A 24,955-nucleotide genomic window follows, 5' to 3' on the forward strand; every position below is an offset into this window, starting at 1 on the left:
AATCAGTCGAGGTGTATTCGGATATGAGACAAACATTAAGCTTTATCCCGACTTTACGGGAAACTCCAGCTGATGCGGAAGTGAAATCGCATCAATTACTGCTGCGGGCGGGATTCATTCGCCAAAATACAAGCGGGATCTATTCATTCCTTCCGCTCGGCAAACGCGTATTGCACAAAGTCGAGAGAATTATCCGCGAGGAGATGGAAGCGATCAATAGCGTCGAAGTGTTCATGCCTGCTTTGCAGCAAGCTGAACTTTGGCAGGAGACGGGACGCTGGTATTCTTACGGCGACGAATTAATGCGTTTGAAAGACCGCAACGACCGTGAGTTTGCGTTGGGTGCAACCCATGAAGAAATCATTACGAGCCTGTTGCGCGACGAAATCAAGTCCTATAAGAAATTGCCGCTGACTTTGTATCAGATCCAGTCGAAGTTCCGCGATGAAAAACGACCGCGCTTCGGTTTGCTGCGCGGACGTGAATTCCTTATGAAAGATGCGTATTCCTTCCACGCGACGACTGACAGCCTGGACAAGACTTACGACGATATGATGCAGGCCTACAGCAACATTTTCAGCCGACTCGGATTGAATTTCCGTGCCGTCATCGCGGACTCAGGCGCTATCGGCGGAAAAGACAACCATGAATTCATGGTGCTGTCGGACATCGGGGAAGACACGATCGCGTATTCAGACAGTTCGCCATATGCCGCGAATATCGAAATGGCCGCCGTTCAAATGGACTATCCGAAATCCGATGAGCAAGCGCGCCCAGTCGAAAAAGTTTCAACGCCTGACCAAAAGACCATTGCACAAGTGGCGGATTTCCTCGACACGACACCGGAAAACTGCATCAAGACGCTAGTGTTCAAAGCGGATGACGAGCTGATCGTCGTATTGTCGCGCGGCGACCATGAAGTGAACGACGTAAAAGTCAAGCATATTTCAGGCGCGAAGTTGATCGATATGGCGACTCCTGAAGACGTCCGCGAATTGTTGTCCTGCGATATCGGATCGATCGGTCCGGTGGGCTTGCCTGCAGGCGTCCGTGTATTTGCCGACAACGCCGTCAAATCGATCGTCAACGGCGTGACAGGCGCCAATGAAGACGGCGTCCATTTGAAAAACGCCACGCCTAATGAAGATTTCACGGTAGAAGCATATGGAGATTTGCGTTTTGTAAAAGAAGGCGACCCATCACCAGATGGAAACGGCACGATCCAATTCGCCAAAGGCATCGAAGTCGGCCATATCTTCAAGCTCGGCACGACGTATAGCGAACCGATGAAAGCCACTTTCCTTAATGACCAAGGGAAAGCAATGCCGTATATCATGGGCTGCTACGGCATCGGCGTTTCACGCATTGTCGCGGCTGTCGCCGAACAATTCCAGGACGATTCCGGCTTCACTTGGCCGAATGTGGTCGCGCCGTATGAAATCCATGTCGTGCCAGTCAACGTCAAAGACGAGGTACAGCGCGAAACCGGTGAAGAAATTTATGAACAATTAAAAGCGCAAGGTTTTGAAGTGCTGCTTGATGACCGCAAAGAGCGCGCCGGCGTGAAATTCGCCGATGCCGATTTGATCGGCTTGCCGATTCGCATCACTGTCGGAAAACGCGCCGCTGAAGGAATCCTGGAAGTGAAAATCCGCGAATCCAACGAAACGGTCGAATGGCATACAGATGAAGTACTCGATAAGGCACGCGATTTCTTTAAGAAATGAATAATAATCTGATATGATAAAAGGAAAGTACAAACGTACTTTCCTTTCTTTTTCTGAAATAAATGGCGAAGGGGATAATCATGATAAATGAGCAAGACGCCAAAATGAGATTTAAATTGCTGCTGCAGCATCTGGAGTTAACCGACGATGTCCATATGCCTTATTTTGAAGGGGCGGAATTGACGCGCATGACCGTCCACAAGAAAGATCGGGCATGGCGCTTTATCGTCAAGCTTAAGCAAGTGCTGCCGCTTGAATTATTTGTTGTTTTCCGCGAGCGGCTGCAAGCCAAGTTTTCATCGATTGCAAGCGTTCAAGTGCATATTGAAACACCCACGCAACAAGCAGAAGGTGAACAAGTCGCCGCTTACTGGCGGCATGTCGTCGACGAATTGGCGGATATGGCACCGCCTCTTAGAGAGCGCCTATTGTCGCAAGCGCCTGTATGGAACGGCAATAAATTGATTGTCGACTGTTGCCATGAACATGAAATGATGGCATTGAAATCGAAATACACCGAAAAGCTGAGCCAGGTTTTCCAGCAATTCGGATTTCCGGCGTTTTCAATCGATTTCCAATTATCGGCAGAAGACCAGCAGGAAGCACGCGCTGCCTTTATGGAAGAGCGCAAAGCAGAAGAAGAAGCGATGGCGAAACGGGCTGTCGCGGATATGAAGAAACGCGAAACCGAGCGCAAAGAGAATGGCGCGCCGTCCGGTCCTTTCCAGATGGGCTCTGCCATCAAGCCGGATGAACCGATCGTCGAGATCCGTTCGATTGTCGACGAAGAACGGCGCGTCACCATCGAAGGCTTCGTTTTCGATGTTGAAGTCCGCGAGCTGCGCAGCGGCCGGTCGTTATTGACTGTCAAGATGACCGATTACACGGATTCAATCCTCGTCAAAATGTTCTCTCGCGACAAAGAAGACGCGGAGCTCATGGCCCAGGCGAAAAAAGGCATGTGGCTGAGAGCAAGAGGCTCGATCCAAACCGATACATTCGTCAGGGATTTGGTCATGATGTCGAATGATATGGTCGAAATCAATCCGTCCGTCCGCAAAGACACTGCCGAAGTGAAACGGGCGGAATTGCACCTGCATTCCCCGATGAGCCAGATGGACGCTGTTTCATCCATCGAATCATTGGTCGCCCAAGCGGCGAAATGGGGCCATCCGGCGATTGCGGTCACGGACCATGCCGGCGTACAGGCCTTTCCGGATGCATATGCCGCTAGCCAAAAGCATGGCATCAAGGCGATATTCGGATTGGAAGCGAATTTAGTCGACGACGGCGTCCCGATTGCCTACGAAGAACGCCATGCCTTGCTCGAAGAAGAGACCTTCGTCGTCTTTGACTTGGAGACGACCGGATTGTCTGCCGTCTATGACACGATCATCGAGCTGGCAGCGGTCAAAATCAAAGGCGGGAATATCATTGATAAATTCGAGCGCTTCGCCAATCCGCATCATCCCTTGTCAGCGACGACTATCGATTTGACGGGCATCACGGATGATATGGTCCGCAACGCAGCCGAAGTCGAAGAAGTCATCCGCGAATACCACGAATGGGCAGGCGATCATATCATGGTCGCCCATAACGCATCATTCGATATGGGCTTCTTGTATGTCGCCTACAAGAAATACGGCATCGATAAAACGCATGCCACGATCGATACGCTAGAACTTGCACGCATGCTTCACCCGGAAATGAAAAACCACCGTTTGAATACGCTGGCGAAAAAATTCAATATCGAACTGACACAGCATCACCGTGCCATCTACGATACGGAAGCGACCGCTTACCTGTTGACGCATCTATTGAAAGAAGCAGACGACAAAGGCATCCTCTACCACGATCAATTGAATGATTACGTCGGGACGGGGGATTCCTATAAGCGTTCACGCCCGACCCATTGCACGCTTTTGGCAAAAGATCAGGAAGGCTTGAAGAACCTGTTCAAGCTCGTTTCAGCTTCCCATATCAATTATTTCTACCGCGTTCCGCGCATCCCGCGTTCATTGCTTCAGCGCCACCGCAAAGGCTTGCTCGTCGGTTCGGGCTGCGATAAAGGCGAAGTGTTCGAAGCGGTCATGCAGAAATCGATGGAAGAAGTGGAGCGCACGGCGCAATTCTATGATTATTTGGAAGTGCATCCGAAAGAAGTGTACCAGCCATTGATCGACCGCGAATTGATTCGCGATGAATGGAATTTGGAAGACATCATCCGCAAACTCGCCAAAGTGAGCCGCAAGCTCGATAAGCCGCTGGTTGCGACAGGAAATGTCCATTACCTCGATGAAACGGATGCCATCTTCCGCCAAGTGCTGATCGGTTCTCAAGGCGGGGCGAATCCGCTGAACCGTTCGACCTTGCCGAAAGTGCATTTCCGGACGACCAATGAAATGCTCGATGCTTTTGATTTTCTCGGGGAAGAGACGGCGCGTGAGATCGTTGTGGACAATTCCTTGAAAATTGCCGATATGATCGATGTCGTCAAACCGATCAAAGACGAATTGTATACACCCAAAATTGAAGGCGCGGATGAAGAAGTCCGTGAACTCAGCTATACGATGGCCCGTTCGATTTATGGCGACGACTTGCCGGAAATCGTCGAAGCGCGCATCGAAAAGGAACTAAAGTCGATCATCGGCCACGGTTTTGCAGTAATCTATTTGATTTCGCATAAACTGGTGAAGAAATCGCTTGATGACGGCTATCTCGTCGGCTCCCGGGGGTCTGTCGGATCGTCACTTGTCGCGACGCTGACGGAAATTACGGAAGTCAACCCGCTGCCGCCTCACTATGTGTGCCGGAAATGCAAGAAATCCGAGTTCTTCGATGACGGTTCTGTCGGTTCAGGCTTTGACTTGAAAGATAAGGATTGCCCGGATTGCGGGATTCCGTATAAGAAAGATGGACAGGATATCCCCTTTGAAACCTTCCTTGGGTTTAAAGGCGATAAAGTTCCCGATATCGATTTGAACTTCAGTGGCGAATATCAGCCGCAAGCGCATAATTACACGAAAGTGCTGTTCGGTGAAGACAATGTCTTCCGGGCCGGCACGATCGGGACGGTAGCAGAAAAAACAGCCTACGGGTACGTGCGCGGCTATGCCAATGACCGCGATATGACGATGCGCGGGGCGGAGATCGACCGTTTGGTGCAAGGCTGTTCCGGCGTCAAGCGCAGCACAGGCCAGCACCCGGGCGGAATCATCGTAGTGCCGGATTATATGGACATCTACGATTTCTCGCCGATCCAATTTCCGGCGGATGCACAGGATTCCGAATGGAAGACGACCCATTTCGACTTTCACTCGATCCACGATAATTTATTGAAGCTCGATATTCTCGGGCACGATGACCCGACAGTGATCCGCATGCTGCAGGATCTGTCCGGCATTGACCCGAAAACGATTCCGACAGATGACCCGGAAGTGATGAAGATTTTCGCAGGGCCCGAATCGCTCGGCGTCACCAAAGAGCAGATCGGATGCAAAACCGGAACGCTCGGCATCCCGGAGTTTGGGACGCGTTTTGTCCGCCAAATGCTTGAAGATACGAAACCGACGACGTTCTCGGAACTCGTGCAGATTTCCGGACTGTCACACGGTACGGATGTGTGGCTCGGCAATGCCCAGGAATTGATCCACAACGGCACATGCCAGCTGTCTGACGTCATCGGCTGCCGGGATGACATCATGGTCTACTTGATCTATCAAGGACTTGAGTCGTCCTTGGCGTTCAAGATCATGGAATCGGTACGGAAAGGGAAAGGCTTGACGCCGGAGATGGAAGCGGCGATGAAAGAAAAAGCCGTCCCGAACTGGTATATCGAATCGTGCAAAAAAATCAAGTACATGTTCCCGAAAGCGCACGCAGCGGCTTACGTCTTGATGGCGGTCCGAATCGCTTATTTCAAAGTCCATTTCCCGGTCCTTTACTACGCCGCGTATTTCACGGTGCGGGCGGAAGATTTCGATGTCAACGCGATGGCGAAAGGATCCCAGTCGATCCGTGCCAAAGTGGATGAAATCAATTCGAAGGGCTTGGAAGCATCGACGAAAGAAAAGAACTTGCTGACGGTCATGGAGCTGGCGCTTGAAATGGTCGAACGCGGCTATTCATTCCAGAAAGTCGATTTGTATAAATCGTCCGCGGATCAATTCCTGATTGAAGGCAATACCTTGATTCCGCCGTTCAATGCCATTCCAGGACTCGGCACGAATGCCGCGAAATCGATCGTCGCCGCAAGAGCGGAAGGCGAGTTCCTGTCGAAGGAAGATTTGCAGCAGCGTGGCCGCGTTTCAAAAACGATCATTGAGTACATGGATGATCATGGCTGCCTGGAAGGAATGCCTGATGCCAATCAGCTGTCCTTGTTCTAGTCAGTTGCAGAGCGCCGGGAAGCATGGTATTATTGTAATAACATTTACTGATAGCTCTGTCGCAGAAGAGTGGGTTCTCCCGCTCTTTTCTGTTTGTTATGGCATATTATTGGCAGGAGGCATTTTATGAGCAAAATTACAGAACAAATTGAAGCAATGGCACAACCGATCATCGATGAGCTGGAACTTGAACTGGTCGATGTCGAGTTTGTGAAGGAAGGAAAGAACTGGTTCTTGCGTGTCTATGTGGACAATCCACAGGAGCCGATCGATATCGATCAATGCGCAATCGTCAGTGAACGCTTGAGCGAGGAACTTGACGCAACCGACCCAATCGAGCAGAACTATTTCCTCGAAGTATCTTCACCGGGTGCTGAACGTCCATTGAAGAAAGAAAAGGATTTCGAAAAAGCTTTGGAGAATTTCATCTACATCAAAACGTATGAGCCGATTGAAGATGCCAAAGAATTCGAAGGTTACTTGAAGTCGTATGATGAAGAACAAGTGGAGATTGAGATCAAAATCAAGACCCGCAGAAAAACCATCAGCATCCCGAGAAATAAAATTGCCTTGATCCGTCTGGCGATCGATTTTTCTGCAAGCTGAATAGAAGAATTTAGGAGTGAATAACTATGAGCAGTGAGCTATTGGATGCTTTAGAAGTGTTGGAGAAACAAAAAGGAATATCACGTGATGTGCTGATCGAAGCGATCGAAGCAGCGCTTGTCACCGCCTATAAGCGCAATTTCAACCAAGCGCAGAACGTCCGTGTCGATTTAAACCTCGATACCGGAACGATGCTAGTCTATTCCCGCAAGGATGTTGTCGAGGAAGTCGAAGATGACCGCCTGCAAATCTCTTTGGAAGATGCACATGCACTCAACCCGGTTTATGAAATCGGCGACATCGTGGAAGAGGAAGTTACACCACGCAACTTCGGCCGCATCGCTGCCCAAACAGCGAAGCAAGTCGTCACACAACGTGTGCGTGAAGCAGAGCGAGGCTTGATTTTTGAAGAATATGTAGACCGCGCGGATGATATCGTCAACGGCATCGTCGAACGCATGGATGCCCGCAACTTGTATGTCGGATTGGGCAAAGTCGAGGCGGTCTTGCCGCAGACGGAACAAATGCCGAATGAAAACTACCAGCCACATGACCGCATCAAAGTCTATATCACCAAAGTCGAACGCACGACACGCGGACCGCAAGTCTTCGTATCACGGACGCATCCAGGACTTTTGCGCCGTTTGTTCGAGAACGAAGTGCCGGAAATCTATGACGGCATCGTCGAGATCAAGTCGATTGCGCGTGAAGCGGGAGACCGTTCGAAAATCTCCGTCCACGCAAACGATGAAGAAGTGGACCCAGTCGGTTCATGCGTCGGTTCACGAGGCGGCCGCGTGCAAACCATCGTCAATGAACTTGGCGGCGAGAAAATCGACATCGTGGAATGGTCGGAAGATCCGGTCGTGTTCGTAGCGAATGCCCTCAGCCCATCTAAAGTGTTGGATGTGCAAGTGAGTGAAGACGATAAATCGACGACAGTTGTCGTACCGGATTACCAATTGTCCCTTGCGATCGGCAAACGCGGGCAAAATGCGCGTCTGGCGGCAAAATTGACAGGTTGGAAAATCGATATCAAGAGTGAAACGGATGCCCGTGAACTAGGGATTTATCCGCCTGAAGGCGCGGTAATCGTGAAGTCGGATGCTGAAACTGACACAGATGACTTTGATTTTTACAACGAAGAAGAATAAGCTGAGAAGGTGATATCCGTTGGCTATGCAAAAGAAAATTCCGCTGAGAAAATGCGTTGCGACCGGTGAAATGCATCCGAAAAAGGAAATGATCCGCGTCGTGCGTTCCAAAGAAGGAGAAGTATTCGTCGACCTTACCGGTAAAAAGTCAGGTAGAGGCGCTTATGTTTCCAAATCGGAAGATGCCATTGAATTGGCACGCAAAAAGAAGGTGTTGGACAAGCAACTTGAAGTGAAAGTTCCAGGCGAAATTTACGAAGAGCTCGTCCATGCCGTACGCAGAGAGCAGCTGAAATCATGAATAAAGAAAAAATCCTGCAGTTTTTAGGGCTTGCCACGCGTGCGCGCAAGCTGGTGACCGGTGAAGAGCTGGTCATAAGCGAAGTACGCCGCGGCAACGCGAAATTAGTCATTGTGGCTGAAGATGCATCTGAAAACACGAGAAAAAAACTGCACGATAAATGCAATTCCTATAACGTTCCAGTGCGCATAGGCGCCAGCCGCTATGAGATTGGGCATGCAATAGGAAAAGAAGCACGCGTCGTCCTGGCGATTACCGATAACGGTTTTGCCAAGAAAATGACGAGCTTGTTTGACGAAAACTAACCGGGGGTGAGCAGATGACCAAAATTCGAGTACATGAATACGCTAAAAAAGTAAATAAACCGAGCAAAGACATCATTGACGAATTGTCAAAAATGAATATTAAAGTTAATAACCATATGGCTACACTAGAAGATACTGCTGTAACGAAATTGGACGGCATTTATAAAAAACCTGCACAAGGAAACCGTGCTCAAAGCTCACAATCACGCCCGCAAGGCCAAAACCAGCGCCGTGGGCAAAGCGGACAAGGAAGCCAAGGCGGCCAAAACCGCTCGCAAGGCGGGCAATCCCGTCCTCAAAGCGGACAGGGCCAAAGCCGTACAAGCGGACAAGGCGGGCAAAACCGCACACAAGGCGGCCAGAACCGCACGCAATCTACACAGCAAGGAACAGGCCAAGCAGGGCGCGGTTCCAACTTCACGCCAAAAGCTGCAAAACCGGCTCCAGGGCCAGGCCAGCGCGGCCGTTCGAACGGACCAGGACGCGGCGGGCAAAACCGCAACCGCAAAGGCAAACAGCAGCGTCCGGTGAACCCGATGCCGCCAATGCCGAAGAGAGAAAAAGAATTGCCGTCAAAAATCACATTCAGTGAATCATTGACTGTTGGCGATTTGGCGAAAAAACTCGGCCGTGAACCTTCAGAAATCATCAAAAAATTGTTCATGCTCGGCGTTATGGCAACAATCAACCAAGAGTTGGATAAAGATGCCATTGAACTTGTCTGTGCAGAATACGATGTAGAAGTGGAAGAAGAAATCCTGGTCGACAAAACCGATTTGGAAGTCTACTTCGAACCTGAAGAAGAAGCCAAAAAAGAAGAACGGCCATCTGTTGTGACGATCATGGGCCACGTCGATCACGGGAAAACGACTTTGCTGGATTCAATCCGCCACACGAAAGTGACTGCTGGAGAAGCAGGCGGGATCACACAGCACATCGGCGCTTACCAAGTCGAGGAAGACGGCAAGAAAATCACGTTCCTGGATACACCAGGCCACGCAGCGTTCACGACGATGCGTGCGCGCGGTGCGAAAGTTACGGATATTGCCATTATCGTTGTTGCTGCTGATGACGGTGTCATGCCGCAGACGGTAGAAGCGATCAACCACGCAAAAGCTGCAGAAGTCCCGATCATCATTGCTGTCAATAAAATGGATAAGCCGTCCGCAAACCCGGACCGCGTCATGCAGGAATTGACCGAGCACGGTCTTGTGCCTGAAGCATGGGGCGGCGATACGATTTTCGTACCGCTTTCCGCATTGACTGGAGATGGGATCGACACGCTGCTGGAAATGATCTTGCTTGTTTCGGAAGTTGCTGAATTGAAAGCAAACCCTGGCCGCCGTGCAATCGGTACGGTCATTGAAGCGGAGCTGGATAAAGGCCGCGGATCTGTCGCGACTTTGCTCGTCCAGGACGGCACTTTGCATGTCGGCGACCCGATCGTTGTCGGCAATACCTTCGGCCGCGTGCGTGCAATGGTCAATGACCTTGGCCGCCGCGTGAAAACAGCGGGTCCTTCAACACCTGTTGAAATTACTGGGCTCAGCGACGTGCCACAAGCCGGCGACCGTTTCGTTGTCTTCGAAGACGAGAAAACGGCCCGTCAAATCGGCGAAGCACGTTCTGCTACGGCATTGCAGGAAATGCGTTCTGAAAAGAACCGCGTCACATTGGATAACTTGTTTGATCAATTGAAGCAAGGCGAGATGAAAGAGTTGAACTTGATCGTCAAAGCTGACGTTCAAGGGACAGTGGAAGCCATGGCTGCTTCACTTTTGAAAATCGATGTAGAAGGTGTCAACGTCAAAGTTATCCATACTGGCGCCGGCGCCATCACGGAGTCCGATGTATCACTAGCGGCAGCTTCTAACGCGATCATCATCGGCTTTAACGTCCGCCCGGATGTCAATGCCAAGCGCGCAGCAGAAGCGGAAGGCGTCGATATCCGCTTGCACCGCATCATTTACAAAGTGATCGAAGAAATCGAAGCGGCGATGAAAGGCCTCTTGGACCCAGAGTTCGAAGAAAAAATCATCGGCCAAGCGGAAATCCGCAGCACGTTCAAAGTATCTAAAGTCGGAACGATTGCCGGAAGCTATGTAACTGAAGGCAAGATCACCCGCGACAGCGGCGTGCGTGTCATCCGTGACGGCATTGTGGTCTTCGAAGGCGAAATCGATACCTTGAAACGCTTTAAAGATGACGCGAAAGAAGTCGCAAAAGGCTATGAATGCGGTGTGACGATCAAAAACTTCAACGATGTCAAAGAAGGCGACATCATCGAAGCTTACGTCATGGAAGAAATCGAACGCAAATGATCCTTTTGATGGAATGCGAATTTTTCATCCCTACCGCGCATTCATTGAAAGATAAACGCGCGGTCGTCAAAAGCATGATGACCCGCACAAAGCAGAAATTCAATGTATCGGCGGCGGAAGTCGATCATCAGGAAGTGTGGCAGCGCACGCGCCTTGCTTTTGTCACTGTTTCTTCTTCGAAAGAAGCAGCGGAGCGTGAAATGGAGCATGTGCTGCGCTATCTGGAGAGCAACCCGTCGTGGGAATGCATGGAAATAGAGAAAGAATATTTGTAAGAACGGAGTGGATTCGAAATGTCATCAATGCGCTCGAATCGTGTAGCTGAGCAAATGAAAAAAGAGCTCGGCGAGATTATCGGCAGAAAATTGAAAGATCCACGCATCGGCTTTGTCACCGTGACAGATGTCGAAGTGACGGGCGACCTTCAGCAGGCAACCGTCTATATCAGTGTGCTGGGCGATGACAAGGCGAAAGAGCAGACTTTGCTCGGCCTTGCGAAGTCCAAAGGATTCATCCGCTCGGAAATCGGGCAGCGGATCCGTCTGCGCAAGACTCCTGAATTGGCGTTTGAAATCGATTCGTCTGTCGCATACGGCAATCGGATTGAATCATTGCTGCGGGATATCAAAGATCCAACAGAAGAGTAAACCGAAAGCCTGCCAGTCTATTTGTAGACAGCAGGCTTTTTTCTACATACTATACAGTTCGGTGCTAGAACCGATGAAGAGAGGGGCTTCCGATATGGAACCGAATGGGATCCTTCCATTATGGAAAGAACCGGGCATGACATCCCACGACTGCGTTTTTCGCTTGCGCAAAATCCTGAGAACGAAAAAAGTCGGGCATACCGGGACGCTCGATCCCCAAGTGGATGGCGTGCTGCCGATTTGTTTAGGGCGATCGACCAAAGTCGCGGAGTACATCACTGATCAAGGAAAAACTTACGAAGCGGAAGTGTTGATCGGAGCTTCAACGGAAACAGAAGATGCAGAAGGCGCGGTAGTGGAACAAGACCTGAGCGACAAAACGATTACACGCAAGCAGCTAGAAGAGGTATTGCAAAGCCTGACCGGCGACATTGAACAAATCCCGCCGATGTATTCAGCGGTCAAAGTGAACGGCAGAAAGCTGTATGAATATGCGCGCAAAGGCGAATCAGTGGAGCGCCCTGTACGCACGGTGCATATTGATTCTATCGAATTATTGGATGAGGCGGACACATGGGAAGGGCAGAATATTCGTTTCCGCATCCGTATCCGCTGCGGCAAAGGGACTTATATCCGAACACTTGCCGTCCAGATCGGCGAAGCGCTTGGATATCCGGCCCATATGTCACAGCTGACGCGCACACAGTCCGGCAGTTTTACGAAAGAACAATGTGTGACGCTTGCCGAAGTGGAGGAAATTGCGCAAAATGGGGATATCGGTTCTATTTTGCAGCCTCTCGCATACGGCTTAAGTGCATTTCCTTTTGAAGAAATCACGCCGGATCTACTGTTCGGCATCAAAAATGGCCAAGTGCTCGAGGCGCATCCGGTCTTGAAGACAGAACCGTTTGTCGTTTTCACTTATCATGGCAAACCGGCAGCATTGTACAAACGGCATCCCGAGAAGCCGGGTAAAATGAAACCCGAAAAAATGTTTGGATTTCCTCCAACGGACGAGGTGTAGTATGAAAATCATTCACTTGAGTTATCCTCACGAGATGAAAGCACAAGAACAAGGGCCGCTGTCCATGGCGATCGGATTTTTTGATGGCGTCCACAAGGGCCACCAACAAGTGATCGGCACGGCGATTGACAAAGCGCAAGCAGGCGGGATGAAGTCCGCTGTCATGACCTTCGATCCGCATCCTTCATTGGTGCTCGGCGGCCGGAAAGAAGAAGTTTTTTATATCACGCCACTTGGCCAGAAGATGGACATCTTGGAGGAAATGGGCGTTGATATCTGCTATATCGTCCGCTTTACTTCAGAGTTCGCGAAACTTTCCCCAGAACAATTCATCGAGCATTTCATCGACGGCTTAAACGTTAAAGAAGTCGTTGCCGGCTTTGACTTCTCGTTCGGCTATAAAGGCGGCGGCAATATGGCGTTGATGGAATCGCACGGCAATGGCCGGTATCAGGTCACGACAGTCGGCAAAATCGAAGCGGAAAATGAAAAGGTCAGTTCGACCCGCATTCGCCATTTGTTGAAAGATGGTCTGGTCGAGCCGGTTCATCATCTGCTCGGCAGGCCGTACCGGATTTCCGGAACGGTCGTCAACGGTGACAAACGGGGACGGACGATCGGTTTTCCAACAGCGAACGTCGAACCGGAACTTGGCACATTCGTTCCGAAGCGCGGTGTCTATGCGGTGCGGATTGAAGTGCAAGGTGCTTATTACGACGGCGTCTGCAATGTCGGCTACAAGCCGACTTTCAACAACCCCGAGGTCAAAAACCTGGTCATTGAGGTTCATATCCTGGATTTCGATAAGTCAATTTACGGCGAAAAGGTTATCGTCGAATGGCACAAGCGCATACGCGATGAACAGAGATTTTCGGGCATCGATGAACTGAAAACCCAAATTGGGCGGGACAAAGATACCGCAAAGCAATATTTTGAAGTATAGGTTGGACAGTTGATTTCAGGAAATCACTGTGCTATGATATCAAAGTACTGAACGTACTAACCGTTGCTTGGCAAATCGAATCACCAACGTTTGCTAGGTAATAGGGGCTATCAGAGATTAGGAGGTGGAACAGCATGGCAATCACTCAAGAACGTAAAAATGAATTGATCAATGAATACAAAGTGCATGACACTGATACTGGTTCTCCAGAAATTCAGATCGCCATTCTTACAGAAGACATCAACAACTTGAACGAGCACTTGCGTACCCACAAGAAAGATCACCATTCACGTCGTGGTCTATTCAAAATGGTTGGACGCCGTCGTAACTTGCTTAAATACCTACGCGAGAACGATGTACAACGCTACCGTGAGTTAATCGGAAGACTTGGCCTACGCCGATAATAGCAAGCAGAGAAAGCGGGATTCGTCCCGCTTTTTCTTTATGCTTAAAACTTATCATTGAATCGCACTTGATGTGCTTTTTTGATACACTATTTAAAGATACATACTACACGAAACACGGTAAGAGAGGAGCTCGACTATGGAGCAAACAAAAAAGGTTTACACATTTGACTGGGCTGGCCGCGAACTGAAGGTCGAAGTCGGTCAACTGGCAAAACAAGCAAACGGAGCGGCATTGATCCGTTATGGCGATACAGCAGTGCTGTCCACTGCAACCGCATCAAAATCACCGAAGCCTTTGGATTTCTTCCCGCTGACGGTGAACTATGAAGAGCGCCAATACGCTGTCGGAAAAATCCCGGGCGGGTTCATTAAACGCGAAGGACGCCCATCCGAAAAAGCGACCTTGATCAGCCGCTTGATCGACCGTCCGCTGCGCCCGTTGTTCCCGGACGGTTTCCGCAACGAGGTGCAGGTCATTTCAATGGTTATGTCCGTCGACCAGGATTGCCCATCTGAAATGGCAGCGATGTTCGGGTCTTCCTTGGCGTTGATGATTTCAGACATTCCGTTTGACGGGCCGATTGCGGGCGTCATCGTCGGGATGGTAGACGGCGAGTACATCATCAACCCGACAGGCGAGCAGATGGAAAAAAGCTCAATCAACTTGACGGTTGCCGGTACGAAAGATGCCATCAATATGGTAGAAGCCGGCGCGAAGGAAGTGTCTGAAGAAGTGATTCTTGAAGCGATCATGTTCGGCCACGAAGAAATCAAGAAATTGATCGCTTTCCAGGAAGACATCGCTGCGGAAGTGGCCAAAGAGAAATCGGCGGTTCAATTATACGAACTGGATGCTGGTTTGACGGCTGAATTGAAAACGGCAGTGGAAGAGGACATGAACGCCGCAGTTCAAGTGAACGAAAAGCAAGCACGCAATGAAGCGATTGCGGCAGTCCGCGAACGTGCGCTTGAAGCATATGCAGATTCAGAAGACGATATCAAAAAGCAAGCGGGCCAAGTGCTCGATAAAATGGTCAAAGATGAAGTTCGCCGCTTGATCACGGATGAAAAAATCCGCCCAGACGGCCGCGGCCCATCTGAAATCCGTGCGCTTTCTTCTGAAGTCGGCGTCCTTGCGCGCACTCACGGCTCGGGTCTCTTTACGCGCGGCCAAACGCAAGCGATGAGCATTTGTACGCTCGGCGCTCTTGGCGATGTACAAATCATCGATGGCCTTGGATTGGAAGAAACGAAGCGTTTTATGCACCATTATAATTTCCCGTTGTTCTCAGTCGGGGAAACTGGATTCCTGCGCGGCCCCGGCCGCCGCGAAATTGGACACGGCGCTCTAGGCGAACGTGCGCTTGAAGCAGTCATTCCAAACGAAAAAGATTTCCCATACACGATCCGCCTCGTTTCTGAAGTATTGGAATCAAACGGTTCTACATCACAGGCAAGCATTTGCGCGTCTACTTTGGCGATGATGGATGCGGGTGTGCCAATTAAAGCACCGGTAGCCGGAATTGCAATGGGCCTTGTGAAAAAAGGCGAGAACTACACAGTTCTTTCCGATATTCAAGGGATGGAAGACCATCTCGGCGATATGGACTTTAAAGTAGCCGGAACCGCAGAAGGCGTTACAGCTTTGCAAATGGATATCAAAATCGATGGATTGTCCCGCGAGATCTTAGAAGAAGCATTGACGCAAGCGAAAATCGGGCGTCTGCACATTTTGGAATCGATGATTGCCACGATTAATACACCGCGCACGACCTTGTCGAAGTTTGCGCCGAAGATCATCATGGTGAAGATCAATCCGGACAAGATCCGCGACGTTATCGGGCCTGGCGGAAAAGTCATCAATAAGATTATCGATGAAACGGGCGTCAAGATCGACACCGAACAAGACGGCACGATTTTCATCTCTTCCGTTGATGAAGAAATGAACGCCAAAGCGAAAGCGATGATCGAGAATATCGTACGCGAAGCGAAAGTCGGCGAATATTACGAAGGCGCCGTCAAGCGCATCGAGAAATTCGGTGCATTCGTTGAATTGTTCCCTGGAAAAGACGGCCTGCTCCACATTTCTGAAATCCAGGAAGAACGGACGAAAGAAGTGGAAGATGTCTTGAAAATGGGCGATGTCATTAAAGTGAAAGTTATCGAGATCGACCGCCAAGGACGCGTTAACTTGTCCCGCAAAACAGTGTTGAAAGAAGAAAAAGAAGCAGCCGAAAAGGCTTGAGACGCTAGATAAAACAAAGTGGAAAAATTGCCGGTGGCATTCGCCGGCAATTTTTTTCATATACAGGAGGGCTTCCAATGGTTACTACTTATACTTGCCAAAATGGCTTGCGCATCGTCTCAGAACATATCCCGCATTTCCGTTCCGTCGCGGTCGGCGTATTTGTCAATACGGGATCGCGGGATGAGCGGCCGGAAGAAAACGGCATGACCCATTTCATTGAACATCTCTTGTTCAAGGGCACCGAAAAACGCAGCGCCAAAGACATCGCGCGGGAATTTGACCGCATTGGCGGCGATTTGAATGCTTATACATCAAAAGAATATACTTGCTATTACGCCAAAGTGCTTGACCACCATGCGCCGCTCGCGGTCGACGTGTTGGCGGACATGTTTTTCAATTCGGTGATGGACCCAGTGGAAATCGATAAAGAGCGGCTCGTTGTCAAAGAGGAAATCAGCATGACCGAAGATATGGCGGATGACGACGTCCACGAGCAATTATGGCGGGTCATGTACCCTGACAATGCAATCGGTGCTCCGATTTTAGGCACTGCCGAAACACTGGATCGTTTTTCAAGACAGCAGATTCTGGATTATATGGAGCGTCATTATACCCCGTCGAATACGGTCATTTCCGTGGCAGGCCATATCGATGGCAAATTGCTCAGCCAAATCGAAACCTTATTCGGTTCGTTTGAGCGGGAAAGCCCGGAAAATGCACATGTCCTGCCGACCTTTGTGCCCGGGCAATCAATCAAGCATAAGGAAACGGAACAGGCCCATATTTGCCTCGGATATCCAGGGCTGTCGCTGCAGGACGATAAGCTGTTTGCGCTGGCGGTCTTGAACAATATCATCGGCGGCTCCATGTCGTCCCGGCTGTTCCAGGAAATCCGCGAAGACCGGGGACTGGCTTATTCGGTCTATTCCTACCACTCTGCCTACTCGGACCATGGCACGCTTGCCATTTACGGAGGCACTGCCGAGCACCAAGTCGGGGAAGTGGAAGAATTGATCCGCACATCGCTTCAGCGCATGCAAGAAGGCGATATCAGCGACTTGGAAATTTCAGATTCCCGTGAGCAATTGAAAGGCAATTTGCTGCTCGGGCTGGAAAGCACGGGGGCCCGGATGAGCCGCAACGGAAAATATGAATTGCTCCAAGGCAAGCATCAATCTGCTGACGACATCATCCGCTTGATCGATGCGGTCGAGCGCGAACATGTACTGGATTTGATGCAATTGACTGCCGCTGCCCCGGCCATTTCCATCATCCGTTCCCAATGAAAGATGAATTGCGACAATTTGTCGCGCTGATGCGATAAATTATGTTACAATAACGCAAATTAGTTAAGAAGGAGAGAGTCGAGTGAAAACCTATAATGTAGCGATCATGGGCGCAACCGGTGCCGTCGGCCAGCAAATGAAAGACCAGCTGGAGAAGCGCAATTTCCCTGTGGGGGACATCAAATTCCTATCTTCTGCACGCTCTGCCGGCAAGGAAATCGAATTCAACGGACAATCCTATACAGTGGAAGAAGCGGTGCCTGAATCGTTTGATGGCGTGGATATCGCCTTGTTCAGCGCAGGCGGCAGCATCTCAGAGAAGTTTGCGCCTGAAGCCGTGAAACGAGGCGCAGTCGTGGTCGATAATACGAGCGCCTTCCGCATGGATGAAGATGTGCCACTCGTCGTCCCTGAAGTGAATAAATCGGCGCTAAAAGGCCATGCAGGCGTAATCGCCAACCCGAATTGCTCGACCATCCAAATGGTATGCGCATTGCAGCCGCTAAAAGAGCGGTTCGGCTTGCAGAAAATCATCGTTTCCACTTACCAGGCGGTGTCGGGCGCTGGCATCGATGCGATCAACGAGTTGAAAGCACAATCAGCGGACTTCGACAACGCAGCAACTGCCGAAGCGAAAGTCTTGCCTGTGAAGTCAGCCGATCGCCATTACCCGATCGCCTTCAACGCAGTGCCGCAGATCGACCAATTCGCGGACAACGGCTATACACTGGAAGAATTGAAAATGATCAACGAAACGAAGAAAATCATGAGCGACCAAGGCTTGGCGGTCGCAGCGACGTGTGTGCGACTGCCGGTCGTGACGGGCCACTCCGAATCCGTTTATGTGGAACTGGATGACACGCCATCCGTCGGACAAGTGAGAGATGCGCTGAGCGGTGCGCCAGGCGTCGTGCTTCAAGACAATCCCGCCAATCAGGAATACCCGATGCCCTTGATGGCAGCCGGAAAAGATGAGGTGTTTGTAGGCCGTATCCGCAAAGACCTTGACAACCCGAACGGCTATCATTTGTGGATCGTCTCCGATAATTTGATCAAAGGCGCGGCATTGAACTCTGTTCAAATCGCTGAAGCGCTCATCGAAGAACAATTGCTGTAGGCTCTTAGCCCATCATCCGTCTGCGGGTGCTCGGCTAACGCACGTAAAATCCATCGCCATCCGGTGCCGCTTGGAAGTTGTTGCTTCCTTGTGTGTGCGGATGGCTTTTTTTGTTTCGCAAATGGATGTTTTTGTCCCAGGCAGCTGGGGCAAATGGCTGCAGATATTTTTTCTTTGGACTGTTACCGGTGATTACCGTATAATGAAGTCTATGGATCTGTACGGGTGAAATATTTTTAGGAGGAAATCAATTGAGTAAAATTAAAAACGAAGTCATAAGAGTCATTCCGCTTGGCGGAGTAGGAGAGATCGGGAAAGCGATGTACGTCATCGATATCGACGATGACCTGTTCGTCGTCGACAGCGGATTGATGTTCCCGGAAGATGAGATGCTCGGCGTCGATATCGTCATTCCGGATGTCACGTATCTCGAAGAAAACAAAGACCGTGTCAAAGGGATCTTCCTGACGCACGGCCATGAAGATGCGATCGGGTCGATTGCGTACCTATTGAAGAAAGTCCAAGCACCGGTGTACGGCTCGAAGCTGACCATCGCGCTGGCTAAAGAACATGTGAAAGAGCTCGGCTCGCTCAAGCACCATAAATTCTTTGAAGTAACCAATAAGAGCCGCATGAATTTCGACAAGACACACGTCACCTTTTTCCATACGACACACAGCATTCCGGATGCACTCGGCATCGTCTTCCATACATCGGAAGGCGCCATCGTCCATACCGGTGAATTTAAATTCGACCAGGCGATGCAAGGCAGCTACCGCCCGGATTACGCCAAAATGGCGAAGCTTGGCGAAGACGGCGTCTTGATGCTGCTGTCGGATTCCACAGAAGCTGAACGCCCAGGCTACACGACGTCCGAGACGGTCGTTGCCGACCACATCCTGACGGCATTCCACCAGGCACCGGGGCGCATTCTTGTATCACTTTATTCATCCAACTTCATCCGTATCCAGCAAGTGTTCGACATTGCGCACCAAACCGGCAAGAAAGTCGCCGTCATCGGCAAAAGCCTGGAGAAGAGCTATGAAGTCGGCTTGCGCCTTGGGTATCTAGAAGTGGACGAAGACACAGTCATTTCCTTGAAAGACTTGGAGAAATACAACGACGATGAAGTCGTCATCATCGTGACCGGCAACCAGGGCGAACCGCTCGAAGCGCTCGATAAGATGGTCAGACGCCAGCACAAAGATGTGCGCATCAACGAAACGGATACGGTATTGATCACCTTCACGCCGTCGCCAGGCATGGAAGTGCCGATGTTCCAGACCATGAACAAATTGGCGAAAGCCGGCGCGAAAGTGCTGACATCCAACAAGAAAGTCCACGTTTCCGGACACGGCAGCCAGGAAGACTTGAAGATGATGCTGAACTTGATGAAGCCGAAGTATTTTATCCCAATCCAAGGGGAATACAAAATGCTCATCGCCCACTCGAAATTGGCGCAGCAAGTTGGCATTGCGAAATCGGATATCTTCATCGCCGATAAAGGCGATATCGTCGAATACAGAAAAGAAAAAGTCCGCATGAGCGGCCGCGTCACGACAGGCAATGTCTTGATCGACGGAATCGGCATCGGGGATGTCGGCAACATCGTCCTGCGCGACCGCAAACTTCTGTCACAAGACGGCATCTTTATCATCGTTGTGACCTTGAACCGCAAGGAAAAACGCATTGCGTCAGGACCGGAAATCATTTCCAGAGGCTTTGTCTATGTCCGCGAGTCGGAGCAGTTGCTTGATGAATCAAGCCAATTGGTGCGCAAAGTCGTCGATAAATACGTGACGCGCGATGCGTTCGAATGGAACAACATCAAACAGGAAATCCGCGACACGCTCAATTCGTATCTGTATCAGCAGACGAAGCGGCGTCCGATGATCATTCCGATCATCATGGAATACTAAGAATACAAGTAAAGGGATTCCATACCGATTTTATCGGCAGGAATCCTTTTTCATTACGTAAGAAAAGAGGGAATCCCATGGCGCCAAGCCGCACGAATAAAAAAACGACCGCCAAGCCGCGCACCAAGCCGCGCACGAAACCGAAATCGAAAGCGACAAAGAAGCGCCAGCCGGTGCCGATGATCGCCTATGAAGTGACAGGGCTCATCATGATCGGCATCGCGATCTTGATGGTCTTCAGGCTCGGCTTGATCGGCCGCATGTTCAATAATATGGCTGAGTATCTGCTCGGCTATTTGGCCTTTCTCGCACCCCTGGCATTGATCGCAGCTGCACTTCACATTATGGTCAAGCGGGGTGTGCCGAAAATCCGCCCGAAAATTGCAGCCGGCTCTATGTTTCTGCTTGCAGGCGCTTTATTGATCAGTCATTTGATCTGGGCAGCTGGCTCCATACTGCCGATTACTTCTGCGAACGTCTTATCGGAAACCTCGAAAATGACGCAAATGACCGGCACGATCTGGGGCAATTACGAAGCGACGGGCGGCGGCTTTTTCGGCGCTGTGCTGTATGCTTTGCTTCACGTGCTGTTTGCGACAGCCGGCACATGGGTCATCGCCATCATCCTATTGTCGATCGGCGCCATTATCTTGACCGGCAAAACGGCCGCGCCGGTTATTGCAGAGCGCTTGCCGGTCGCCGGCGAAGCGATGCGATCACTCGCAGAACGCTTCAAGCCGGAGCGCAAACCGGCGAAAAAACAGCCGCGCAGAAAAAATGCGCCTGAAAAGGTATTGGAAATGAACGAGCAATTGGCTTATGACGATGCGCTGGAAGAAACAGAAACAGAGACGACGCTGGTTTTTGATCAGGAGACCGAGCGCGAGCAAGAAGAGGAAGCGGAAAAAGAACCGATCATTTCGGCTTTCACGGAAAAGGTTAAGCCGAAGCGCCAGAATGCGGAAGAGGAAAAACTGAACTCCGAGGCTTCCGAGGAAATCAGGCACGTCGATCCGGAAACCGGGGAGATTTTAAAGGAGCCGGTCATATCGATGAAAGAGGAAGCGGAAAACGAAGACTATGCTCTGCCGCCGATCGATTTATTGACCCTGCCGCCGCATAGCGACCAAAGCGGCGAGTATTCGGGCATCCAAAAAAACGCCAAGAAACTCGAGAAAACCTTCCAAAGCTTCGGTGTGCGCGCGAAAGTGACGCAAGTCCATTTAGGGCCTGCCGTCACAAAATACGAAGTGCTGCCGGATGTCGGCGTGAAAGTCAGCAAAATCGTCAGCCTCCACGATGATTTGGCATTGGCACTCGCAGCACGCGATATCCGCATTGAAGCACCGATCCCCGGGAAATCGGCAATCGGCATTGAAGTGCCAAATACCGAAGTGGCGGTCGTAAGCCTCAGGGAAGTGCTGGAATCAGAAGAAAACAACCGTCCCGACTCAAAACTATTGTTCGGGCTCGGCCGGGACGTGACGGGCCAAGCGGTCATGACCGAACTGAATAAAATGCCCCATCTGCTCGTTGCAGGTTCTACAGGCAGCGGGAAATCAGTGTGCATCAACGGCATCATCACGAGCATCATCATGCGCGCGAAGCCGCACGAAGTGAAAATGATGATGATCGACCCGAAAATGGTCGAACTGAATGTCTACAACGGCATTCCCCATCTGCTCGCGCCAGTCGTGACCGACCCACGCAAAGCGGCACAAGCTTTGAAGAAAATTGTTTCGGAAATGGAGCGGCGCTATGAGCTGTTTTCCCATACGGGCACACGCAATATCGAAGGCTATAACGATTACGTCGACACATTCAACGCAGAAAACGATGAAAAGCATCCGAAGCTGCCGTTTATCGTCGTCATCGTCGATGAGCTGGCCGATTTGATGATGGTCGCGTCCAACGAAGTGGAAGATGCCATCACGCGCTTAGCGCAAATGGCGCGTGCTGCAGGAATCCATTTGATCATCGCCACGCAGCGCCCGAGCGTCAATGTCATCACCGGCGTCATCAAAGCGAACATTCCGTCGCGCATCGCCTTTGCGGTGTCATCCGCCATCGATTCACGCACCATTCTCGACATGGGCGGGGCAGAGAAATTGCTCGGCCGCGGCGATATGTTATTCCTCGGTGCTGGACAATCAAAACCGGTGCGCGTGCAAGGGGCGTTCCTGTCGGATACCGAAGTGGAAAAAATCGTCGACTTCTCCATCGAACAGCAAAAAGCGCAATACCAGGAAGACATGATCCCATCCGACGTCGAGGAAGTGAGCATCGACCAGGAGACGGACGAACTTTACGACGAAGCGGTGCAATTGGTCACGGAAATGCAGACAGCATCCGTTTCCATGCTGCAGCGCCGGTTCCGTGTCGGCTATTCCCGCGCCGCCCGAATTATAGACCAAATGGAGCAGCGCGGGGTCGTCGGGCCTTATGAAGGCAGTAAGCCACGCCATGTCCTGGTTCCTAAGCAGGAAGAACATTGATTGGTCAATAGCTGATTTGTGACAAAATGTTTAGTATTTGAGAAAGCTTGTTGAGGAAAATTCGCAGAATTCGACAAATTGCTATTTATTTCATTTCTATTAAATGGTATAGTAATTCTGATTAGTAGGAATGTTTTACATCAGATGTCTGATCTCTGTCATGGGTGGTGAATCGTATGACAATTAAATCGGATCACCGTGCATTGTATCTCCAAGTGATCGATCGAATGAAGCAAGATATTGCTTCGGGTGTCTATAAAGAGAAAGAGAAATTGCCATCCGAGTTCGAACTGTCGAAATCACTTGGCGTGAGCCGCGCGACTCTCCGTGAGGCGCTGCGGCTCCTGGAAGAAGATAATGTAATCGTCAGGCGCCACGGCGTCGGGACGTTTGTCAATTCGAAACCGGTTTTTTCATCGGGCATCGAGGAATTGACAAGCGTCTCCGATATGATCCGGCAGGCGGGAATGGAACCTGGAGTGGTCTATTTGAGCACTTCGGAGTCCATTTGTTCTGAAGAGGATGTTAACCGCTTTCATTGCAATCCGGAGGATACTGTCATTACCATTGAACGCGTCCGAACGGCAAACGGGGAGCCAGTCGTCTATTGCATCGACAAAGTGCCTTCCGTCTATATGCCAGAAGGCTTTCTCGGGCGCAAAGAAAGCTCCATTTTCTCGGCGCTTGAAGAATCCGGCGACATCCGCATCTCGTATGCGGTCACCTTCATCGACCCAACCGGTTATCATGAGGAAGCGTCGCCGATTCTTGAATGCGACCCGGAAACCGCGTTGCTCGTATTAAAGCAGCACCATTACGATGAGAACGATCGCCTGGTGCTGTATTCAAAGAACTACTTCCGGGCTGACAAATTCAGCTTCCACGTAGTTCGCAAACGTCTGTAAACATCTGATTCCTGCTATTATCAAAAAAACCTTGGGGGTTATTACATTGATTAAACGTAAATTTGGCGTAGGTTTATCATTAATGCTAGCAGCTGGAGTTCTTGCAGCATGTGGCAGCGAAGAAGATACTTCAAACGGCGGCGAGTCTGCTGAAGGCGGAGAAGGCACTGAAGAAGCAAGCGATTTCTCTGTAGCGATGGTTACGGATGTCGGCGGCGTAGATGATAAATCCTTCAACCAATCAGCTTGGGAAGGCATCCAGCAGTTCGGTGAAGAAAACGGCCTTGAAAAAGGCGACGGCGGGTTTGATTACCTCCAGTCCGCTTCCGACGCTGACTACAACACCAACTTGAACAACTTGATCCGACGTGATTTTGACGTTGTCTTCGGCATCGGCTTCCTCATGGAAGGCGCTGTAAAGGAAATCGCTGAACAGCAGCCGGATGCACAAATCGCAATCATCGATGCAGTGGTCGATGCTCCAAACGTGGCAAGCGTCATGTTTAAAGAGCAAGAAGGCGCATTCCTTGCAGGCGTTGCTGCAGCCTTGATGACTGAAACCGACAAAATCGGTTTTGTCGGCGGGATGGAAATTCCGGTTATCGAACGCTTTGAAGCCGGATTCCTTGAAGGCGTAAAAGCTGTTGATGATTCAATCGAAGTCGATGTTCAATACACAGGTGCTTTTGATAAAGCGGAATTGGGTAAAACAACTGCAAACCGCATGTACAGCGCTGGAGCTGACATCATCTTCCACGCTGCAGGCGGCACTGGAAACGGCGTGTTCACTGAAGCAAAAGAACGCAAAGAAGCCAATCCTGACGAAAACGTATGGGTTATCGGCGTAGATGCTGACCAATACGAAGAAGGCCAGACTGGCGATGCGAACGTAACATTGACTTCTGTCTTGAAACGCGTAGATACAGCGGTGATGAACATTTCCGAGCAAGCGATGAACGGAGAATTCCCAGGCGGGGAAACAGTCACGTACGGTTTGTCTGACGAAGGGGTTGGCCTTGCGGATTCACGCGGAGCGATTCCGGAAGATGTCATGAGCCAAATTGAAGAATACAAAGAGAAAGTTGTATCCGGTGAAATCGAAGTTCCTGAAACACTTTCCGAATAAGCTGTAGTCAAATACGGTCATCATAAAGACCGGGTA

The 24,955-nt window shown here is 50.5% G+C and carries 19 protein-coding genes; all 19 read left to right on the forward strand.

Features of this window, described 5'->3' with window-relative positions; translation table 11 throughout:
* Nucleotides 1–23: 23 nt before the first annotated feature.
* The 19 genes from AB9R92_RS16000 to AB9R92_RS16090 all read left to right on the forward strand — a co-directional run bounded on the left by AB9R92_RS16000 (nt 24) and on the right by AB9R92_RS16090 (nt 24,919).
* A complete protein-coding gene (locus AB9R92_RS16000) occupies nt 24–1,727 on the forward strand; it encodes a proline--tRNA ligase (RefSeq protein WP_370670427.1) in 1,704 nt (567 codons plus the stop codon).
* Between the two features lie 80 nt (nt 1,728–1,807).
* A complete protein-coding gene (locus AB9R92_RS16005; RefSeq protein WP_370670428.1) occupies nt 1,808–6,115 on the forward strand; it encodes a PolC-type DNA polymerase III in 4,308 nt (1,435 codons plus the stop codon).
* Nucleotides 6,116–6,241: 126 nt separating this feature from the next.
* Complete coding sequence (gene rimP, locus AB9R92_RS16010) at nt 6,242–6,721, forward strand: ribosome maturation factor RimP (RefSeq protein WP_370670430.1); 480 nt, start codon at nt 6,242–6,244, stop codon at nt 6,719–6,721.
* A 26-nt stretch (nt 6,722–6,747) separates the two neighbouring features.
* A complete protein-coding gene (gene nusA / locus AB9R92_RS16015; RefSeq protein WP_370670431.1) occupies nt 6,748–7,875 on the forward strand; it encodes a transcription termination factor NusA in 1,128 nt (375 codons plus the stop codon).
* A 19-nt stretch (nt 7,876–7,894) separates the two neighbouring features.
* A complete protein-coding gene (gene rnpM, locus AB9R92_RS16020) occupies nt 7,895–8,176 on the forward strand; it encodes an RNase P modulator RnpM (protein ID WP_058380470.1) in 282 nt (93 codons plus the stop codon).
* Nucleotides 8,173–8,481: a YlxQ family RNA-binding protein gene (locus AB9R92_RS16025; protein ID WP_058380471.1), complete on the forward strand. Its 309-nt coding sequence runs from the start codon at nt 8,173–8,175 to the stop codon at nt 8,479–8,481. The genes rnpM and AB9R92_RS16025 overlap by 4 nt, the downstream gene beginning before the upstream one ends.
* Before the next feature lie 14 nt (nt 8,482–8,495).
* Nucleotides 8,496–10,802 carry a translation initiation factor IF-2 gene (gene infB, locus AB9R92_RS16030; RefSeq protein ID WP_370670432.1) on the forward strand — a complete coding sequence of 769 codons (2,307 nt, stop codon included), beginning with the start codon at nt 8,496–8,498 and terminating at the stop codon, nt 10,800–10,802.
* Complete coding sequence (locus AB9R92_RS16035) at nt 10,799–11,077, forward strand: DUF503 domain-containing protein (protein ID WP_370670433.1); 279 nt, start codon at nt 10,799–10,801, stop codon at nt 11,075–11,077. Before infB ends, AB9R92_RS16035 begins: the two co-directional genes overlap by 4 nt.
* Nucleotides 11,078–11,095: 18 nt before the next feature.
* Complete coding sequence (gene rbfA / locus AB9R92_RS16040) at nt 11,096–11,449, forward strand: 30S ribosome-binding factor RbfA (RefSeq protein WP_370670434.1); 354 nt, start codon at nt 11,096–11,098, stop codon at nt 11,447–11,449.
* A gap of 94 nt (nt 11,450–11,543) precedes the next feature.
* Nucleotides 11,544–12,473: a tRNA pseudouridine(55) synthase TruB gene (gene truB / locus AB9R92_RS16045; RefSeq protein WP_370670435.1), complete on the forward strand. Its 930-nt coding sequence runs from the start codon at nt 11,544–11,546 to the stop codon at nt 12,471–12,473.
* 1 nt (nt 12,474) lies between these two features.
* On the forward strand, nt 12,475–13,416 hold the full coding sequence (gene ribF, locus AB9R92_RS16050) for a riboflavin biosynthesis protein RibF (RefSeq protein ID WP_370670436.1): 942 nt from the start codon (nt 12,475–12,477) through the stop codon (nt 13,414–13,416).
* Between the two features lie 134 nt (nt 13,417–13,550).
* Nucleotides 13,551–13,820: a 30S ribosomal protein S15 gene (gene rpsO, locus AB9R92_RS16055; protein ID WP_068462811.1), complete on the forward strand. Its 270-nt coding sequence runs from the start codon at nt 13,551–13,553 to the stop codon at nt 13,818–13,820.
* 139 nt (nt 13,821–13,959) lie between these two features.
* On the forward strand, nt 13,960–16,068 hold the full coding sequence (gene pnp / locus AB9R92_RS16060) for a polyribonucleotide nucleotidyltransferase (RefSeq protein WP_370670437.1): 2,109 nt from the start codon (nt 13,960–13,962) through the stop codon (nt 16,066–16,068).
* 77 nt (nt 16,069–16,145) lie between these two features.
* Nucleotides 16,146–17,357, forward strand: a complete 1,212-nt coding sequence (locus AB9R92_RS16065) for a M16 family metallopeptidase (RefSeq protein WP_370670438.1) — start codon at nt 16,146–16,148, stop codon at nt 17,355–17,357.
* A gap of 82 nt (nt 17,358–17,439) precedes the next feature.
* Nucleotides 17,440–18,474 (forward strand): aspartate-semialdehyde dehydrogenase, encoded by a 1,035-nt coding sequence (locus AB9R92_RS16070; protein ID WP_370670439.1) that lies wholly within the window; start codon nt 17,440–17,442, stop codon nt 18,472–18,474.
* Between the two features lie 251 nt (nt 18,475–18,725).
* On the forward strand, nt 18,726–20,393 hold the full coding sequence (locus AB9R92_RS16075) for a ribonuclease J (protein WP_370670440.1): 1,668 nt from the start codon (nt 18,726–18,728) through the stop codon (nt 20,391–20,393).
* Between the two features lie 77 nt (nt 20,394–20,470).
* Nucleotides 20,471–22,888, forward strand: a complete 2,418-nt coding sequence (locus AB9R92_RS16080) for an FtsK/SpoIIIE family DNA translocase (protein ID WP_370670441.1) — start codon at nt 20,471–20,473, stop codon at nt 22,886–22,888.
* 176 nt (nt 22,889–23,064) lie between these two features.
* Nucleotides 23,065–23,793: a GntR family transcriptional regulator gene (locus AB9R92_RS16085; protein WP_370670442.1), complete on the forward strand. Its 729-nt coding sequence runs from the start codon at nt 23,065–23,067 to the stop codon at nt 23,791–23,793.
* Nucleotides 23,794–23,839: 46 nt separating this feature from the next.
* A complete protein-coding gene (locus AB9R92_RS16090; RefSeq protein ID WP_370670443.1) occupies nt 23,840–24,919 on the forward strand; it encodes a BMP family lipoprotein in 1,080 nt (359 codons plus the stop codon).
* Nucleotides 24,920–24,955: the final 36 nt, after the last annotated feature.

This window comes from Planococcus sp. SSTMD024 (genome assembly GCF_041320495.1).
Lineage (GTDB): Bacteria > Bacillota > Bacilli > Bacillales_A > Planococcaceae > Planococcus.

What these genes read in the sequence shown, in the direction of transcription:
- pnp (WP_370670437.1), top strand. Translation starts at nt 13,960, where the DNA reads ATGGAGCAAACAAAAAAGGTTTACACATTTGACTGGGCTGGCCGCGAA.
- AB9R92_RS16080 (WP_370670441.1), top strand. Translation starts at nt 20,471, where the DNA reads ATGGCGCCAAGCCGCACGAATAAAAAAACGACCGCCAAGCCGCGCACC.
- nusA (WP_370670431.1), top strand. Translation starts at nt 6,748, where the DNA reads ATGAGCAGTGAGCTATTGGATGCTTTAGAAGTGTTGGAGAAACAAAAA.
- rimP (WP_370670430.1), top strand. Translation starts at nt 6,242, where the DNA reads ATGAGCAAAATTACAGAACAAATTGAAGCAATGGCACAACCGATCATC.
- truB (WP_370670435.1), top strand. Translation starts at nt 11,544, where the DNA reads ATGGAACCGAATGGGATCCTTCCATTATGGAAAGAACCGGGCATGACA.
- AB9R92_RS16085 (WP_370670442.1), top strand. Translation starts at nt 23,065, where the DNA reads ATGACAATTAAATCGGATCACCGTGCATTGTATCTCCAAGTGATCGAT.
- AB9R92_RS16005 (WP_370670428.1), top strand. Translation starts at nt 1,808, where the DNA reads ATGATAAATGAGCAAGACGCCAAAATGAGATTTAAATTGCTGCTGCAG.
- ribF (WP_370670436.1), top strand. Translation starts at nt 12,475, where the DNA reads ATGAAAATCATTCACTTGAGTTATCCTCACGAGATGAAAGCACAAGAA.
- infB (WP_370670432.1), top strand. Translation starts at nt 8,496, where the DNA reads ATGACCAAAATTCGAGTACATGAATACGCTAAAAAAGTAAATAAACCG.
- rpsO (WP_068462811.1), top strand. Translation starts at nt 13,551, where the DNA reads ATGGCAATCACTCAAGAACGTAAAAATGAATTGATCAATGAATACAAA.
- rbfA (WP_370670434.1), top strand. Translation starts at nt 11,096, where the DNA reads ATGTCATCAATGCGCTCGAATCGTGTAGCTGAGCAAATGAAAAAAGAG.
- AB9R92_RS16025 (WP_058380471.1), top strand. Translation starts at nt 8,173, where the DNA reads ATGAATAAAGAAAAAATCCTGCAGTTTTTAGGGCTTGCCACGCGTGCG.
- AB9R92_RS16000 (WP_370670427.1), top strand. Translation starts at nt 24, where the DNA reads ATGAGACAAACATTAAGCTTTATCCCGACTTTACGGGAAACTCCAGCT.
- AB9R92_RS16035 (WP_370670433.1), top strand. Translation starts at nt 10,799, where the DNA reads ATGATCCTTTTGATGGAATGCGAATTTTTCATCCCTACCGCGCATTCA.
- AB9R92_RS16065 (WP_370670438.1), top strand. Translation starts at nt 16,146, where the DNA reads ATGGTTACTACTTATACTTGCCAAAATGGCTTGCGCATCGTCTCAGAA.